The following is a 15,574-nucleotide window of genomic DNA, read 5'->3' on the forward strand; positions in this document are numbered from 1 at the left end:
CCGCTCAGCGCATCCCGACCATTTTGCGCCGCAGGTAGGCGATCTTGGACTGAAGCGGCAGGTGCTTGGGACAGACGTCGGCGCAGCCCAAAAGGCTCATGCAGCCGAAGACGCCGTTGTCATTGCCGATGATCTCGTACCAATCCTCCGTAGTCCGCTTGTCGCGGGGATCGACCTCGAAACGGGCGACGCGGTTGAGCGCCACGGCACCGACGAAGCCGTCGCGCATCCGTTTCGTTCCGCAGGCTGAAACACAGCAGCCGCACTCGATACAACGGTCGAGCTCGAAGATCGTGTCGGCGGTGTCGGGGTCCATCCGCACCTCGACCTTGTCGATATCGACCGCTTCGTTGGTTTCAATCCACCCTTCGACCGTTTCGGTCATCTCCTGCATCCATTTGGCCGTATTGACGGAGAGGTCGCCGATGAGCTCGAAGACCGGCAGCGGCATCAGGGTGATCTCGCCGTCCTCGAAACGGCTCGTGAGGGTCTTGCACGCCAGGTCCGGCGTCCCGTTGATGACCATGCCGCAGGAGCCGCAGATGCCGGCCCGGCAGACAAACTCGAACTGCAGGGTATGATCCAGGGTCTCGCGGATGACGTTGAGGGCGACGAAGAGGGTCATCCCCATCGTCTCTTCGATCTCGTAGGTCTGCATATGCGGCCTGTCCGTCTTATCCAGCGGGTTGTAGCGCAGGATATGGATCTTCAGCATACGCCCTTTTTCATACGCTTTACTCATCACCGACTCCTATGCGTTCGTTTCTTCCCCGGTACTTTTCGGGCAGCTCAAAAGGCATCAGCTTGTGCTGCACCGCGAAACGGTCCAGTTCCGGATGCGTTTCGCGGAACCCGTCGACCTCCGCCTGGCGTTCGGCGCTTTTGGGGTGCTCGATGGTGTTGCCTTTCTTGCCGTAGCCCCGGAATCCCGGCGGCATCTCCATGGCATCAATATCGAGGGCTTCATACTCCACTTCGACGCTGTCGCTCTCTGCGTTCCAGTAGGTCAGGGTGCGTTTGAGCCAGTTGGCATCGTCGCGCTTGGGGTAGTCGGTACGCGTATGCGCGCCGCGGCTCTCGGTCCGCAGCAGTGCCCCTTTCGTCGCGCAGAGGGCCAGCCGCAGCATTTTCTGGGTGCGGTAGGTCGCACGCAGCTGGGGATTGGCACTTTTTGACTGCACCTGGAGGCAGACCCGTTTGCTTTTGTCGTAGAGGGTCTGCAGTTCGTCGTAGGCCTCCTGCAGCTCCGCGCCGTTGCGGAAGATGCCGACCTTCTCCATCATGATCTTGCGCATGCGGTTGCGGATGGCGTAGATGTTCTCTTCGCAGACATTCGGGTCACCGTGGTTGAGAATGTCGTCGAGTTCACGCTCGAAGGAGCCGATAGCCGCCTCGATGGCACAGGAGTCGATGGTCATCTTGCACTTCTCGGCGTAATCCGCGACATATTCGCCGACGATCATGCCCGAAACGACGGTTTCAGCCACCGAGTTTCCGCCGAGGCGGTTGAAGCCGTGCAGGTCCCAGCAGGCGGCTTCGCCGGTGCTGAAAAGACCCTCGAGATGCGGCGACTGTCCGGTGTGGTTGACCTTGATGCCGCCCATGGAGTAGTGCTGCATCGGCCGGACGGGGATCCAGACCCCTTCGTCGGCGGGGTCGATGCCGAGAAAGTTGATGCAGATCTCCTGGACGTCGCGAAGGTTCTTTTCGATGTGCTCGCGTCCGAGGATGGAGATGTCGAGCCAGAGGTGGTCGCCGTAGGGTGAGGGGACCCCTTTGCCCTTCATGATGTGCTCGAACATACGGCGCGAGACGACGTCGCGGCTGGCGAGCTCTTTTTTCTCCGGTTCGTAGTCGGGCATAAAGCGGTAACCGTCAACGTCGCGCAGGACGCCGCCGTCGCCGCGGCACCCCTCCGTCATCAGGATGCCCGAGGGGACGATGGCCGTCGGGTGGAACTGCACCGCCTCCATGTTCCCCAGGCGGGCAATGCCCGTCTCCAGCGCGATCGCCTGTCCGGTCCCTTCGCAGATGACGGCGTTCGTGGTCGATTCGTAGATGCGGCCGTAACCGCCGGTGGCGATCACGGTCGCCTTGGCGATATGGGCACTCAGTTCGCCGGTGACCAGGTCCATGACGACGGCCCCTTCACAGACCCCGTTACGGTGGATCAGTTTGACGGCTTCGACCTTTTCGATGATGGAGACCCCGAGCTTCATCGCCTGGTTGGCGACGGCGTAGAGCATCGTGTGCCCCGTTGCATCGGCCGTATAATTGGTCCGCCACTTCTTCGTGCCGCCGAAATCTCGCGAATCGATCAGCCCGTGGCTCTCTTCCGCCTCGTGCAGCGTCTCGCGCTGGCCGTTCATGACGACGCTTTTGGCTCCTTTGCGCACCCGGCTCCATGGCACGCCCCAGGCCGCCAGTTCACGGATCGCCTTCGGCGCGACGTGGGTGAACATGCGCGCGACCTTCTGGTCACAGCCCCAGTCACTCCCCTTGACGGTATCGGCAAAATGGACGTCCTCGTTGTCGCCCTTGCCCATGACGTTGTTGGCGAGGCTCGCCTGCATGCCTCCCTGGGCCGCGGCCGAGTGGGAGCGCTTGACGGGAACGAGGCTGAGTACCGCCGTATCCTGCCCCCGGGTCCGCGCTGCGATCGCTGTGCGCAGCCCCGCAAGCCCGCCGCCGATGACGAGGACGTCACTGTAGTGAATTCTCATTGTGCAGCCCTTTCAGAGCTGGGTACATAGCGCTCCCCGGCATGATCGGCATGCTCAATGCCGATTTTGATGTAGGTCGCAAGTGTCAGGGAGCCCAGGGTCGTGAAGAAGATCGCGATCGTCCACATGACCCGGCGAAGTCTTTTGCGGGTTTCGTTGGCGTTTTTGCCTTCGAACCACCCCCATTTGACACAGAGGCGGTAGAGGCCGATGGCACCATGCAGTTCGACGGCCAGCAGCAGCAGAATATACAGCGGCCACATCATGTCGCCGACGGTCTGATCGGCCGAAGCGTACGGACCGATCTCTTCGGGACGCACCATCACGGTGTAGAGGTGGATTGAGCCGAGAAAGAACATCGAAAAGCCGGTGACGGCCTGGATGAACCAGAGGTTCGTGTCGGTGTGCTTCATCATCTTCATATGGCTGCGGTAGGCGCGGAACTGGCGGTAGGTGACCGGGAATTTCCGCGCGGCAATACCTGCATGGGTAACGAAGATGACGGAAACCACGGCGGCGGCCAGCGAGACGATCAGCGGTTCGCCGTTCTCGATGAACCAGGCGCCTTCAAAGAACTTGGTGACCGCATACATGAAATCTTTGCTGATCAGGATGCTGGAGACGAAAAACATATGGGCCCACATAAACAGCGCCAAAAAGAGGCCGGTAGCACTCTGGAGGTAGTCCAGACGCGCAGGCGTACGGCTTCGCTGACCACTGGCCGTCTTGCCGACGATCCCTTCGATCACGTCATTCACTCTCGCTCCTTGAAAACTTTTTCGTATTGTAGCAGGTGTCTTTCAGATGAGCGCTATTCCATGAAAGTACGGCATTTATGTAGCGCGGTGCACCCTGCGTTTGAGGCGTATTCTAGCATCTTCCTTGTTACCGACTGCGCTACTGCGGGTGAGAAAATGAGCATCGCGGTGTTATGGAGCGGGGAACAATATGCGAAAGGCGGGCGGCGCCGCGTCAGGTGTGACTACAGATCAAAGCAGCGGCGGAAGCGGAGTATCGGTCGTAAATGTAAACGCCTTCTCGTTAAACAGCCGGACACAGGCATCGACGGCTTCGGGATCGTAAATGCTCCCTTTGCCTTTTTGGATCTCCTGTATGGCCGTTTCTATGCCTCTTGCCGAACGGTAGGGGCGATGCGAGGAGATGGCATCGACGGTATCGGCGATGGAGATAATACGCGCTTCGAGCAGGATTTCATTCCCCTTGAGTCCCTGAGGATAGCCGGTGCCGTCGACACGTTCGTGGTGCTGCAGGATGATCTGCGCAATCGGCCAGGGAAAACGGACATCTTTGACAATATCGTATCCGGCCTGCGGGTGGGTCTGGATCAGCTGGTACTCGATGTCGCTCAGTCTGCCCGGTTTGGAAAGGATTTCCGCGGGAATATGGATCTTGCCGAGGTCGTGGATGATCCCGGCAAAGCTGATCCCCTGGATCCGCTCTTCGTCCAGCTCCATCTCCCGTGCAATGGCGGCGGCGAGTTCAGCGACGCGCCGCTGGTGTCCCGCCGTATAAGGGTCGCGGGACTCGACGGTGGCCGCGATCGCCTGGATAGACTGTTCGAGGCTCTCGCGCAGCAGGGTTTCATGCTGCTCTTGTGACACGCGGGTGCGCAGATTGAGTATCCCGTAGGCCAGGTCCTGGGCCAACTCTTCGAGCAGCTTGACCTCATCCTCGTCAAAGGGCTCGTCGAGGGATGCGTAGATCCCCAGTACGCCAAAAACCTCGTTCCCGTTGAAAAGCGGCAGGGAAATATTGGAGATATAGCCGTGCTCGACTGCCGTTTTCCCCCAGAGGGTCTCCCCTGCGTTCTTGTCGATACTGCGGCAGATCTGGGTCGTTTTCATTTTGACGGCGCGCCCCGCCGGAAAGTCACTGCTGTCCGGTTCATCCAGTCTGAGCTGTTCGATCCAGTAGCGTTTTTTCCTGTAGCCGGCCCATGTGACGGGAACGAGACTGCTCTCATCGCCGTCGGCAGCCAGATAAACGGCGGCGAGACTGTAGCCGCTCTGTTCGACGATGACTTTCGTGACCTTGTCCAGCAGCTCCGTCTCATTTTGGGCATGGACGAGGGCCGTATTGACTTCCGAGAGGGTCCGAAGCGCGCGGTTGGCCCTTTTGAGGGCCGCGTCCGATTCTATACGTTCACTGATATCGCGGACGATCGACAGTAGATAGGTGCGGTCCCGTTCAATGAGCGATGCGCTGATTTCGACGGGAAAGAGCGTACCGTCCTGACGGCGGTGAACGCTCTCGAAACGGATCTTCTTGGTTTTTCTGAACCGTTCCATCAGTTTTTCCGATTGGGCAGGAGACATGGTCGGATCGATCTCTCTGACCGTCATGTTCAGCAGCTCCTCGCGGCTGTAGCCGAGCTGGCGGCTCTCGGTCTCGTTCACGTCGAGGAGCCGGAGGGTTTTAATGTCGACGATTTCGACGGCGTCCATGGACTGGTCGAAAAGCGTATGAAACAACTCCAGCCGTTCTTCGGTCTTCCGCTTGTCGGTGACATCCATACCGATAGAGAGAAGCCCCTCGATGGTGCCGTGGATGTCCCGGAGGGTCTTGCTGAACCACTCGATCTGAAGAATCCTTCCGTCCCGGGTCTGGATTTTATCAAGCTGGAGGACTCCCGTTTGGATGTCTTTGATGGCATCTGCAAAAAGCTTTTTGGTTCGTTTGCGGTTCGGTTCCGGCAAAAAGGTGTCTACCCAGTCTTTGCCTTTGACGTCATCGAGAGTATAGCCCGAAAGGCTCTCCATATAGGGGTTGAAACGGACGATTTTCCCCTGCGGGTCGAGAATCAGTATGATGGCCTGGGCTGTTTCGACAAGGTTGCGGTTGAAGTCGCGCTCGTACCGAATCTCCTGTGCCGCTTTGCGGGACGCGGTAATGTCGATCCCGATCCCGATCAGCGCACGTCCCTGTGCGATGTCGATCTGCTGGCTTGTGAGGGTGTAGTGGCGCACACCACGGCGTGTCAGGAGACGCACTTCGGAAGAATTCCTTCCGCTGTCGAGTGCCCCGATGATCTGAGTGCGTATATACTCCCTGTCATCGGGGTGCACGAGCTCGAGGGCGTCGTAGCCGTCAAGCTCCTCCCCGGAGAGACCGAACATCGTTTCGACGCTGCTGTTCCATCGAAGCAGACGGCCGCCATCGTCGATCAGGAAGAAGATGTCGGGGATGCTCTCGACCAGTTTCTCTGAAAAGAGTTTTTCGGTCTGCAGTCTCTCCTCGTAGCTTTTACGTTTGCTGATATCTTCGAGAATATGGATGGAGTAACGGTAATTTCCGTCCTGATCGTTGATGACATAGGCACGGGAGTGGTAAACGGTCCCGTCAACGTCGATCTCGTCGTCCGCAGAAAAGACCCCTCGGACTTCCTTTGCCATTTTGCACTGGGGCAGGGGGCCGGTGGATTTTGGGAAAACATCATAGTAATACTGCCCGATGATCTCCTGAAAGGAGAGGCCGGTCTTCTGCTGATAGGCCCGGTTGCAGCGGATGATCCGGAAGGAAGCATCATGCAGAAAAATGGGTTCATCGAGGACGTCCAGCGCGGTGATCCACTCTTCCAGTGCCCGCTGCAGCTGCTCACACGATGCGTTTGTCATACACAAACCTTTTCGATCAACCGGTAGATCCCGCTGAAATTCTGTTGATTATAGCATGATTAGAAAATGTAAACAGTGGATAAACGTTTTAAAAAGAACAAGTCTGCAAAAACAGTGGGGAATAGCAGTGAATTAAAGTGGTTATATATTGGAACAGATGGGTGTGGAGGTTAGACGATGCGGCGGGAGTGCACGTGCAGAGATGCACGGCACCAAAAGTTAGACGTTGAAACGGAAGTGCATGACGTCGCCGTCCTGCACGATATACTCCTTGCCTTCGAGACGCATTTTACCGGCTTCTTTGGCACCGGATTCACCGCCGCAGGTGATAAAATCATCATAACTGATAACCTCGGCGCGGATGAACCCTTTTTCGAAGTCGTTGTGGATGACGGCGGCGGCTTTCGGCGCCGTCGTGTTCTTTCTAATCGTCCAGGCGCGTACCTCTTTGACCCCGGCCGTGAAATAACTCATCAGGCCCAGTTTGTCGAAGCCTTTTCGGATAATCTGCTCAAGACCGGACTCCTCGACGCCCAGATCGCGCAGGAATTCATCACGCTCATCGTCCTCCAGGCCGACCAGTTCCTCTTCGATCTTCGCACAGAGCTTGATGACCTCGCAGTTCTGCTCCTCGGCGTGCTTTTGGAGCGCCAGGACGTACTCGTTGTCTTCGAGCAGGCCGTCCTCGTCCGTATTGGCACCGTACATGATCTCTTTGGCCGTCAGCAGGCGGAGGTCCTTGTTGAGTTCGGCGAAGCGGTCGTCGTCGATGTCGGCGAAGCTGCGGGCGAGGTTGCCGCTGTCGAGGTGATCAAGCAGCGTCTGGGCGAAATCGACCATCGCCTGCGCCTTTTTGTCGGCCTTGGCCTGCTTCTTGAGACGTTCGATGCGGTTCTGGACCATCTCGACGTCCGCGAGGATCAGCTCGGTCTCGATGATCTCGACGTCGCGGAGCGGGTCGATGTTGCCCTCGGTATGGACGACGTTCTCATCGGCGAAACAGCGTACGATCTGCAAGATCACTTCCGTTTCGCGGATATTGGCGAGGAATTTATTCCCAAGCCCTTCACCCTTGCTCGCCCCCTTGACAAGACCGGCGATGTCGACGAAGTCGAGGGTGGAGTGCTGGATGCGTTCGGGGTTGACGATCTTCGCCAGGGCGTCCAGGCGCGGGTCCGGGACGGGAACGACCGCCTTGTTCGGTTCGATGGTACAGAAAGGGTAGTTGGCCGCTTCCGCGTTCTGCGCCTTCGTGAGCGCGTTAAAAGTAGTTGATTTTCCGACGTTCGGCAGCCCGACGAGTCCGATGGCTAATCCCATAATGGTTTCCTGTCAATACGATTTGGTGGCGGAAGTATACTCAGTTGCGGGTTAGGCGGCGGTTAGCCCCGGCGGGACTAGTCACCCTGTTTTTTCCGTAGAGAGGGCTTCTGTTTCGCTGCAGGGCTCTTCCAGACGCCGACGCCGCGGATAAAATGGGTCACGACAAAGAAGAGCAGGGCGAGCGATGCGATCATCGCGGCGACGTAGAGCAGGTCCGAGAAGTTTGAAAGCGACGCTTTGAACGCACTCAGAAGCGCTTCGATCAGCAGGGCGATCATGATGGAGGTCAGGAAGGTCACGAAGGATTTGGCGTCGAAGGCCTCGAGCGTTTCCGAGGCGCGGAAGACCTCGTGGTTGATGATCGTCTTGCCGAGGTCGAAAAAAGCGAGGCCGAGCGTGACGGCAATGACGGGTTTAAAGATCGTCTCCAGCGAGAAATGGTTTGCATTCGTATAGAGGTCCCACCAGAAATAGCCGAAGCCGTAGAGGACCGAGAAGATCGCAAAAAAGATCAGCGCCGCACCCATCAGTAGGTAGATGGTCCGGGTAAAGAGGCTGAAGCGCCGGTGCCCGGCCACCAGGGCCAGACGTTCCAGCAGGGTGTGCAGGTTGAAATCGTAAAAATCGTATCCCTGTTCCGTTTCGAGGACGGCGGTCAGGACCAGCTTGCCGGACATAAGCGAGATGTAGGGGTCGGTCATCAGTTTCCCGTCCGTAAACGTCTGCCCTCCGAGCAGATCGGACAGCTCCTCGCCCCGCCCGGAGTTGTCCTCGCCCTGGCGCAGGTAGACGGGGGTGTTCTGGATGAAAGCCTCATCGCTCCCATAGGCTGCTTCAAGGCTCGGAAAGAGACCGAAAAGGTCCTGCAGGGAGGCTTCGTTCATCCCTTTTACATGCTGTTTGTGCAGGGTGGAGAAGAGAAATTTTTCGATCAGGTTTTTGTTGTGTTCATAGACTCTGATGATGGTCTGCATCTGTATTCTCCTTAAAATTGCCGTGGCTTTACAGGTTAAAAGCACGACAGGGCGTTTGCCAATTTCACCGATGATATCATTGTCGTCTGAAGGCAACGATGATGTCGGAGAGTAATTCCGGCAGTTAAAGGAGCAAAGATGCAAAAGTATGTCTGTACCGTCTGCGGTTATATTTATGATCCCGAAGTGGGGGATGAGGATAGCGGTATTGCGCCGGGGACGGCGTTTGAAGATATCCCGGAGGAGTGGGAGTGTCCGCAATGCGGTGTCAGCAAAGCGGACTTTGAACCCTACGAGGAGTAGGCTACTGTTTTGAGATCCCCTGCAGGAACGCAACAGTCGTCCGTACCCCCGCACCGGTACCGCCGTGGGGGTTGACACCCCAGCCTGACTCGGTGTACGCCGGACCGGCGATGTCGAAGTGCATCCACTTCTCTTTCATGTCATCGGTAATGAAGTGATCAAGGAACATTGCAGCGGTGATGGCGCCGCCGTAGGGGATGTTACTGATATTGGAAACATCGGCGATCTCGCTTTTGAGGGCCTTTTTCAGGTGTGGGTTGAACGGCAGGGCGCCGACCAGTTCACCGGCATTGTCTGCTGCACTGTAGACGGCGTGTTTGAGGGCGCTGCTGTGCCCCATGATACCCGTCGTGTAGGGACCGAGGGCGACAACGCAGGCGCCGGTCAGCGTCGCGTAGTCAAAGAGGTAGTCGGCCTGGACGTTGTCCTGGGCGTAGGAGAGGACGTCGGCAAGGACGAGACGGCCTTCTGCGTCGGTATTGCGTACTTCGATCGTTTTGCCGTTGCGGGCAAACAGGACGTCATCGGGCTTGTAGGCATTGCCGCCGATCATGTTCTCGACCGCCCCGACGAAACCGTGGACGGCCACGGGCAGTTTCAGCTCGCTGACGGCCTTCATGATTCCCAGGACCGCACAGGCACCGGCTTTGTCCATTTTCATCGTGACCATGGAGGTGGAAGGTTTGAGGCTCAGCCCGCCGCTGTCGTAGGTGAGCCCTTTGCCGACGAGCGACACGGTCGCCACAGGATTTTTCGGAACGTAGGAGAGGTGGATCATACGCGGTTTGTGTGCCGAGGCGCGGGCGACCATCAGCATCGCCTGCATCTTCTCCTCTTCGAGTGCATGTTCGTCGAAGATCTCGCAGTCCAGGTTGTTGGCGTCGGCGAGATCCTGGGCAATGATGGCCAGGTCGGCGGGGACCATGTCGTCGGGGGTCGTATTGACGAGGTCGCGGGCGAAGTTCGTGGCGGTCGCAAGGATAACGGCGCCGTCGACGGCGGTTTTTAGAGCATCGGCATCGAGTGCACTGCCGTCGTAATTCGCACCGGCAACATAGAACGTTTTGAGCTTGGGGGCTTTGGCGTCAGATTTGTAGCGGGTATATTTGTAGCTTCCCAGCACAATACCCTCGACGAGGGCGGCGGCGTTTTCAAGGCCGTACTGCGCGATCTTGGCGCTTTCGTAGCCGAAGTCGGAGAGGCTCTTGGCGGCCGCGGCCATCGCGTCACGGAGGGCATCGGGTTCAAACGCCGTGACGGCGGCGACGTATTCCGCCCCCTCGTGCAGCATGCAGCTCTGCCCCTCCTTGGCTTCGAATCCGGCCTGTTCGAGGACGGCTTTCTTCGGGTGTGACGCCAGGGTTTCCGGTGTCAGAAGGGTGACGGTCAGGGCCGCGTCGATGGATTCAACGGGTTGCGTTGCGAGCTTGACGAGCATGTTGTTTCTCCAGCATTTGGTTTTCGATTTTTTTGAACAGGGTGGTGATGCCGATCAAAAAGAGGGCGGCTATCGGCAGGGCATAGTACCAGTGCGCTTTGGCCCACTCGAGCACCTGCAAGATCTGTTCTCCCAGCAGGTAGGCGGGGATGATCGTGAGCGCCGCCCAGACCCAGGCACTCAGCAGGTTGATAAGGGCGAATTTGCGCGAGGAGTACTTGGTGATCCCGATACTCATCGGGATGACGGTACGCAGTCCGTAGAGATAGCGCTGCACGAAAATGATCGGCCAGCCGTACTTTTTGAGCAGCAGGTGGGCAATGGCGAATTTGCGGCGCTGGCTGTGCAGTTTCCGTTGGATGAAGCCTTTGTTGAAGCGGCCGATGTAGAAGTAGATCTGGTCGCCGGCAAAACCGCCCAGCCCGGCGACAAAGATGGCTACCGGAACGTTCATGTGGCCCGTATGCCCCATGATGCCGGCCATGAGCAGGCCCATCTCCCCTTCGAGGATGCTCCAGACGAACAGGATGATGTAACCGTACTCTTGCAGCAGTTCCAGTAAATACTCTTCCACGCGCTCTCCTTAGTCGAAGTGTAGCATGTCTTTGGCCTGGATCATATCTTTGTCCCCGCGGCCGGAAAGATTGACGATCACCAGTTTCCCGGCAATATCGGGCATTTTTTTCAGATAGGCGACGGCGTGAGAGCTCTCAAACGCGGGGATGATCCCCTCTTTGCGGCTGAGCCAGACAAAGGCTTCCAGGGCCTCATCGTCGGTGATGGTGTCGTACGTCACCGTCCCGTTCTCTTTGTGGAAAGCGTGTTCCGGTCCGATCCCGGGGTAGTCGAGTCCTGCGGAGATGGAGTGGGCCTCAAGGATCTGGCCGTCGGCATCCTGAAGGAGGTAGCTCATCTGCCCGTGAAGAACCCCGGGGCGCCCTTTGAGCAGGGACGCGCCGTGCTTATCCGTTTCGGTCCCGAGACCGCCCGCTTCGATGCCGACGCACTGCACCTCTTTGTCTTCGAGGAAGTGCTGGAACATCCCGATGGCGTTGGAGCCGCCGCCGATACAGGCAACGACGGTGTCGGGGAGGCGTCCCTCTTTCTCCAGGATCTGTGCGCGGGCTTCCCAGCCGATGATCGCCTGGAAATCACGGACCATCATCGGGTAGGGGTGCGGCCCGGCAACAGTGCCGATAATATAGAAGGTGTCACGGGCGTGGGTAACCCAGTGGCGGATGGCGTCGTTCATGGCGTCTTTGAGGGTGCGTGAGCCGCTCTCGACGGCGTGTACTTTTGCCCCCAGCAGTTTCATGCGGAAGACGTTGAGCTCCTGGCGGGCGACATCTTTTGCGCCCATGAAGATCTCGCACTCCAGTCCCAGCAGGGCGGCGATCGTCGCCGTAGCGACCCCGTGCTGCCCCGCGCCGGTTTCGGCGATGACCTTCTGCTTGCCGAGTTTCTTGGCCAGCAGCCCCTGGGCGATGACGTTGTTGACCTTGTGCGCACCGGTGTGGTTCAGGTCCTCGCGTTTGATATAGACCTTCGCGCCGAGCGCTTCGGAGACGTTCGCCGCATAATAGAGCGGTGAGGGGCGGCCGACATAGTCTTTGAGGTAGCCGTCCACCTCGCTCCAGAAGGCTTCGTCGAAGCGGTACTGTGCGTACGCTTTTTCAAGCTCCAGCAGGGCAGGCATGAGGGTTTCGGGGACGTAACGGCCGCCGAAGATGCCGAAATGGCCATTGGTATCGGGATCGAACGTCGAGGGTTCGGGGATATACATCAATCCACTCCTATAACGGTATAAACGGGGGTGAGCTCGGTCAGGTTGTCGATACCCGGCAGAAACTCCAGCCCGAGGATAAAGCAGGCTTCGACGCAGTGTGCGCCGACCTTGTCAATCAGGGAGGCAGCGGCTTTGGCCGTTCCGCCCGTGGCGATCAGGTCATCGATCAGCAGGACTTTCGCCCCCTTGTCGGGACCGAAAGCGTCCATGTGTACCTCGACTTCGTCAAAGCCGTATTCGAGAGAGTACTTCTCCGAAACGGTCGTAGAGGGGAGTTTTCCCTTCTTGCGGATGGGGACAAAACCGACACCCAGCATCTGCGCCAGGGCAGCACCGAAAATAAAACCGCGTGCATCGATCCCCGCAACGTAATCGAGCTGGTAGGATCCGTAGCGCGTCTTGAGGTGTGTCATCAGCGTGCCAAACGCCTCGGCGTTGTTGAGCAGCGTCGTGATGTCTTTGAAGATGATCCCCGGTTTCGGAAAGTCGGGGATATCGCGGATCGCGCCTTCTATCAGAGCCTTTTGATCGACGGTCAGGGACATGTGGGGCCTTACAGCGCTGCGGAGCAGCCGCCGACGGCTTCGATCTTTTCGACGCGCCCGGCGTGGCGGCCGCCTTCGAAGGCACCGGCGATCCAGGCATCGATGATGGATTCGGCGACCCCGCGGCCGACGACACGCTCGCCGAAACAAAGCACGTTGGCATCATTGTGCGCACGGGCCATTGTTGCCGTGTAGGCGTCATGGCAGAGCGCCGCGCGGATCCCGGCAAAACGGTTGGCGGTCATGCTCATTCCAAGACCCGAACCGCAGATCAGGATACCGTCGGCGTCTTCCTCGTCGGTGAGCACGGCGTTGCAGACCTTGACGGCGAAGTCGGGGTAGTCGACACGGTCTTTACTGAAGGGGCCGAGGTCAACGACATCGTGGCCTTTGGTTTTGAGCAGTTCGACGGTGTAGTCTTTGAGGTCGAGTCCGGCGTGGTCGGTGGCAATGTAGAATTTCATGGAGTACTCCTTCGTTTTTTAAGATAACAGCAGTTGCAGCACGTACTGGACGGGCATGAAAAGTACATACTCTTTCAGCGGCGTGATCAAGAGGATGATGACGATGAATATGCCGTAGGGCTCCAGGCGCTGGAACCACATAGCGATGTTGTTCAGGCCGAACTTGAGCGAGAGGAACATCAAAAAGTGCGCCCCGTCGAACTGGGGGATCGGCAGCAGGTTAAAGACGGCCAGCAGCACGTTGATGAAGACCAGCTGCATGACGACAAGGTAGAGGAAAATATAGCCCAGCCCGTCGCTCTGCACCGGCTGTTGCATCCCCGTCAACAAGACGGCGAAGAGGGAGGCGAGGGCAAAGTTGTAGGCGATACCCGCAAGGCTGACCTGCATGGCGGCGTTGTAGCCGCCGTTGGCAATGACGGTGCGCATATTGACCGGGACCGGTTTGGCCCAGCCGAAAAGAAAACCGCCGCCCATACCGAGCAGCACCGGGATAAAATACATCATCAGCGGTACGAGGATCGTCCCGATAGGGTCAATGTGGATCAGCGGGTTGATGGAGAGGCGCCCGGCATGTTTGGCCGTCGTGTCGCCGTAACGGTAGGCGACCCAGCCGTGCATGATCTCGTGCCCGATAATGGCAATGGCCAGTGCAATGACGGCCGCGGCGATTTTCAGCAGATCAATAGAGTCCACGGTCTTGGCCCTCTTCGCGCTGGCGTTCGGCGACCGCGCGGTCAAGGTAGGGAGACTGTTCGAGGTCCTCGGGGGTTTTGAACATGCGGTCCCAGCGGATCTCGTAGTTGTCGTCCATGCTGAAGTAGATGAACCAGGGCGTCCCTTCGACGAGGCCGTAGGGCACAGCGCCCCAGAAGCGGCTGTCGTTGGAGTGGTCGCGGTTGTCGCCCATCATGAAGTAGTGCCCCTCGGGGACCTGGACCGGGCCGAAATTGAAGATGGGCTGCGGATACTGGCCGTCATCGATGATGAACGGGTCGTGGTGGATCCCCGGGTGATCTTTCATGTAGGGGTTCTTGACCCAGAGACGGCCGTCGAACGCTTTGACTTCGTGGGTGAAGGTGTAGTGCTGACGGATGTAGTCATCCCCTTCGGCCGGGTGGAGGTAGAGGTCTTTATTGAAGACGAAGAGTTCGTCCCCCGGCGTTGCGACACACCGCTTGACGTAGTGCAGGGTGGTGTTGTTGGGGTAGCGGAAGATGACGATGTCACCGCGCTGTGGCGTGTCGCCGTCTACGATATGACCGTCGGTGCCCGGAATAAGCGGGATCTCAAGGAAGGGGATGTGCGGGGTGGAGATGCCGTAGGCGAATTTTTTCGCAAAGAGGTGATCGCCGATCAGCAGGGAATCCTTCATGGAGCCGCTGGGAATGCGGAAGGCCTGGGCAACGAAAAAGATGACAAAGAGGACAATGATGACCGTCCCCGTCCAGCTGTTGGAGAAGCGGTAGGCCGCTTTGGCGGCGTGTTTGACCTTCGTCTTCATTGGCGCTCTTGTGCGTGCATCTCGGCCGCTTTGAGGGTGTTTTTCAGCAGCATGGCGATGGTCATCGGGCCGACGCCGCCGGGCACCGGGGTGATGTAGGAACACTTCGGCGCGACGTTTTCATAATCGACGTCCCCGACGAGGCGGCCGTCGGGAGCGCGGTTGATACCGATGTCGATCACGATGGCTCCCTCCTTGACCATATCCTCTTTGATCAGGTTGATGACCCCGACACCGACCAGGACGATGTCGGCATTTTTCGTGTGGGCCTTGAGGTCCTTGGTGTGGATATGGGTGATCGTGACGGTGGCGTTGGCGTTGAGCAGGAGGGCAGCCATCGGTTTGCCGACGATGTTGGAGGCGCCGACGACGACGGCGTCCTTGCCTTCGAGGTCGATGTTGTACTCGGCCAGCAGCTCCATGACACCCAGCGGGGTGCAGGGCACAAAGCCGTCCAGGCCCGTCATCAGGCGTCCGGCGTTATAGGGGTGAAAGCCGTCGACGTCCTTGTGCGGTGCGACGAGTTCGAGCAGGCGGGTCGTGTCGATATGTGCCGGAAGCGGCAGCTGAACGAGGATGCCGTCGATGTTCGGGTTGCCGTTCATCATTTCGATGGTCTGCTCGATCGCCTCCTGTGAGATCGTTTCGGGCATCTCGTGGGTGACCGAGTAGAAACCGGCGCGGTCGCAGGCCTTCTTTTTCATGCCGACATAGGCATGCGAAGCGGGATCGTTTCCGACGAGGATGACGGCGAGGCCCGGAACGCGCCCGGTCCTTTCCTTGAGTTCGGAGGCTGCGGTGGTGACGCCTTCTTCAATCTTCTTGGAAAGCGCTTTTCCGTCGAGTATCTGCATTTCAACTGACCTAATAATTTTTTTG

The 15,574-nt window shown here is 58.4% G+C and carries 15 protein-coding genes; 1 reads left to right on the forward strand and 14 read right to left on the reverse strand.

Annotation, left to right across the window (positions count from 1 at the left end; translation table 11 throughout):
- Positions 1-4: 4 nt before the first annotated feature.
- The 6 genes from ACXWTF_RS06395 to ACXWTF_RS06420 all read right to left on the reverse strand — a co-directional run bounded on the left by ACXWTF_RS06395 (position 5) and on the right by ACXWTF_RS06420 (position 8,655).
- A complete protein-coding gene (locus tag ACXWTF_RS06395) occupies positions 5-742 on the reverse strand; it encodes a fumarate reductase iron-sulfur subunit (protein ID WP_461714174.1) in 738 nt (245 codons plus the stop codon).
- Positions 735-2,723 carry a fumarate reductase flavoprotein subunit gene (locus ACXWTF_RS06400; RefSeq protein ID WP_461714175.1) on the reverse strand — a complete coding sequence of 663 codons (1,989 nt, stop codon included), beginning with the start codon at positions 2,721-2,723 and terminating at the stop codon, positions 735-737. Before ACXWTF_RS06400 ends, ACXWTF_RS06395 begins: the two co-directional genes overlap by 8 nt.
- Positions 2,720-3,481 carry a fumarate reductase cytochrome b subunit gene (locus ACXWTF_RS06405; protein WP_461714176.1) on the reverse strand — a complete coding sequence of 254 codons (762 nt, stop codon included), beginning with the start codon at positions 3,479-3,481 and terminating at the stop codon, positions 2,720-2,722. The genes ACXWTF_RS06400 and ACXWTF_RS06405 overlap by 4 nt, the downstream gene beginning before the upstream one ends.
- A 231-nt stretch (positions 3,482-3,712) precedes the next feature.
- A complete protein-coding gene (locus ACXWTF_RS06410; RefSeq protein ID WP_461714177.1) occupies positions 3,713-6,358 on the reverse strand; it encodes a PAS domain S-box protein in 2,646 nt (881 codons plus the stop codon).
- A 219-nt stretch (positions 6,359-6,577) separates the two neighbouring features.
- Positions 6,578-7,678 carry a redox-regulated ATPase YchF gene (ychF, locus tag ACXWTF_RS06415; protein WP_461714178.1) on the reverse strand — a complete coding sequence of 367 codons (1,101 nt, stop codon included), beginning with the start codon at positions 7,676-7,678 and terminating at the stop codon, positions 6,578-6,580.
- 77 nt (positions 7,679-7,755) lie between these two features.
- The gene (locus ACXWTF_RS06420) at positions 7,756-8,655 is read right to left on the reverse strand and encodes a hypothetical protein (protein WP_461714179.1); all 900 of its coding nucleotides are present in this window, start codon (positions 8,653-8,655) and stop codon (positions 7,756-7,758) included.
- Between the two features lie 138 nt (positions 8,656-8,793).
- Between ACXWTF_RS06420 and rd the strand changes: the two genes are divergently transcribed.
- Positions 8,794-8,958 carry a rubredoxin gene (gene rd / locus ACXWTF_RS06425; RefSeq protein ID WP_461714180.1) on the forward strand — a complete coding sequence of 55 codons (165 nt, stop codon included), beginning with the start codon at positions 8,794-8,796 and terminating at the stop codon, positions 8,956-8,958.
- Between the two features lies 1 nt (position 8,959).
- On the opposite strand, the gene ACXWTF_RS06430 is transcribed toward rd, so the two are convergent.
- The 8 genes from ACXWTF_RS06430 to folD are packed head-to-tail and all read right to left on the reverse strand — an operon-like array spanning position 8,960 to position 15,549.
- Positions 8,960-10,396 (reverse strand): leucyl aminopeptidase, encoded by a 1,437-nt coding sequence (locus tag ACXWTF_RS06430; protein WP_461714181.1) that lies wholly within the window; start codon positions 10,394-10,396, stop codon positions 8,960-8,962.
- Positions 10,365-10,970 carry a DedA family protein gene (locus ACXWTF_RS06435; protein ID WP_461714182.1) on the reverse strand — a complete coding sequence of 202 codons (606 nt, stop codon included), beginning with the start codon at positions 10,968-10,970 and terminating at the stop codon, positions 10,365-10,367. Before ACXWTF_RS06435 ends, ACXWTF_RS06430 begins: the two co-directional genes overlap by 32 nt.
- A 9-nt stretch (positions 10,971-10,979) precedes the next feature.
- Positions 10,980-12,179 (reverse strand): tryptophan synthase subunit beta, encoded by a 1,200-nt coding sequence (trpB, locus tag ACXWTF_RS06440; RefSeq protein WP_461714183.1) that lies wholly within the window; start codon positions 12,177-12,179, stop codon positions 10,980-10,982.
- Positions 12,179-12,727, reverse strand: coding sequence for an adenine phosphoribosyltransferase (locus ACXWTF_RS06445; RefSeq protein WP_461714184.1), 549 nt, complete (start codon positions 12,725-12,727; stop codon positions 12,179-12,181). The genes trpB and ACXWTF_RS06445 overlap by 1 nt, the downstream gene beginning before the upstream one ends.
- 8 nt (positions 12,728-12,735) lie before the next feature.
- On the reverse strand, positions 12,736-13,191 hold the full coding sequence (rpiB, locus tag ACXWTF_RS06450; protein WP_461714185.1) for a ribose 5-phosphate isomerase B: 456 nt from the start codon (positions 13,189-13,191) through the stop codon (positions 12,736-12,738).
- A gap of 18 nt (positions 13,192-13,209) precedes the next feature.
- On the reverse strand, positions 13,210-13,887 hold the full coding sequence (locus ACXWTF_RS06455) for a site-2 protease family protein (protein WP_461714186.1): 678 nt from the start codon (positions 13,885-13,887) through the stop codon (positions 13,210-13,212).
- Entirely contained in the window at positions 13,874-14,695 is an 822-nt protein-coding gene (gene lepB, locus ACXWTF_RS06460) for a signal peptidase I (RefSeq protein WP_461714187.1), read from the reverse strand. Before lepB ends, ACXWTF_RS06455 begins: the two co-directional genes overlap by 14 nt.
- Entirely contained in the window at positions 14,692-15,549 is an 858-nt protein-coding gene (gene folD, locus ACXWTF_RS06465; RefSeq protein ID WP_461714188.1) for a bifunctional methylenetetrahydrofolate dehydrogenase/methenyltetrahydrofolate cyclohydrolase FolD, read from the reverse strand. The genes lepB and folD overlap by 4 nt, the downstream gene beginning before the upstream one ends.
- Positions 15,550-15,574 lie beyond the last annotated feature (25 nt).

Source organism: Thiomicrolovo sp. ZZH C-3, from assembly GCF_054862725.1.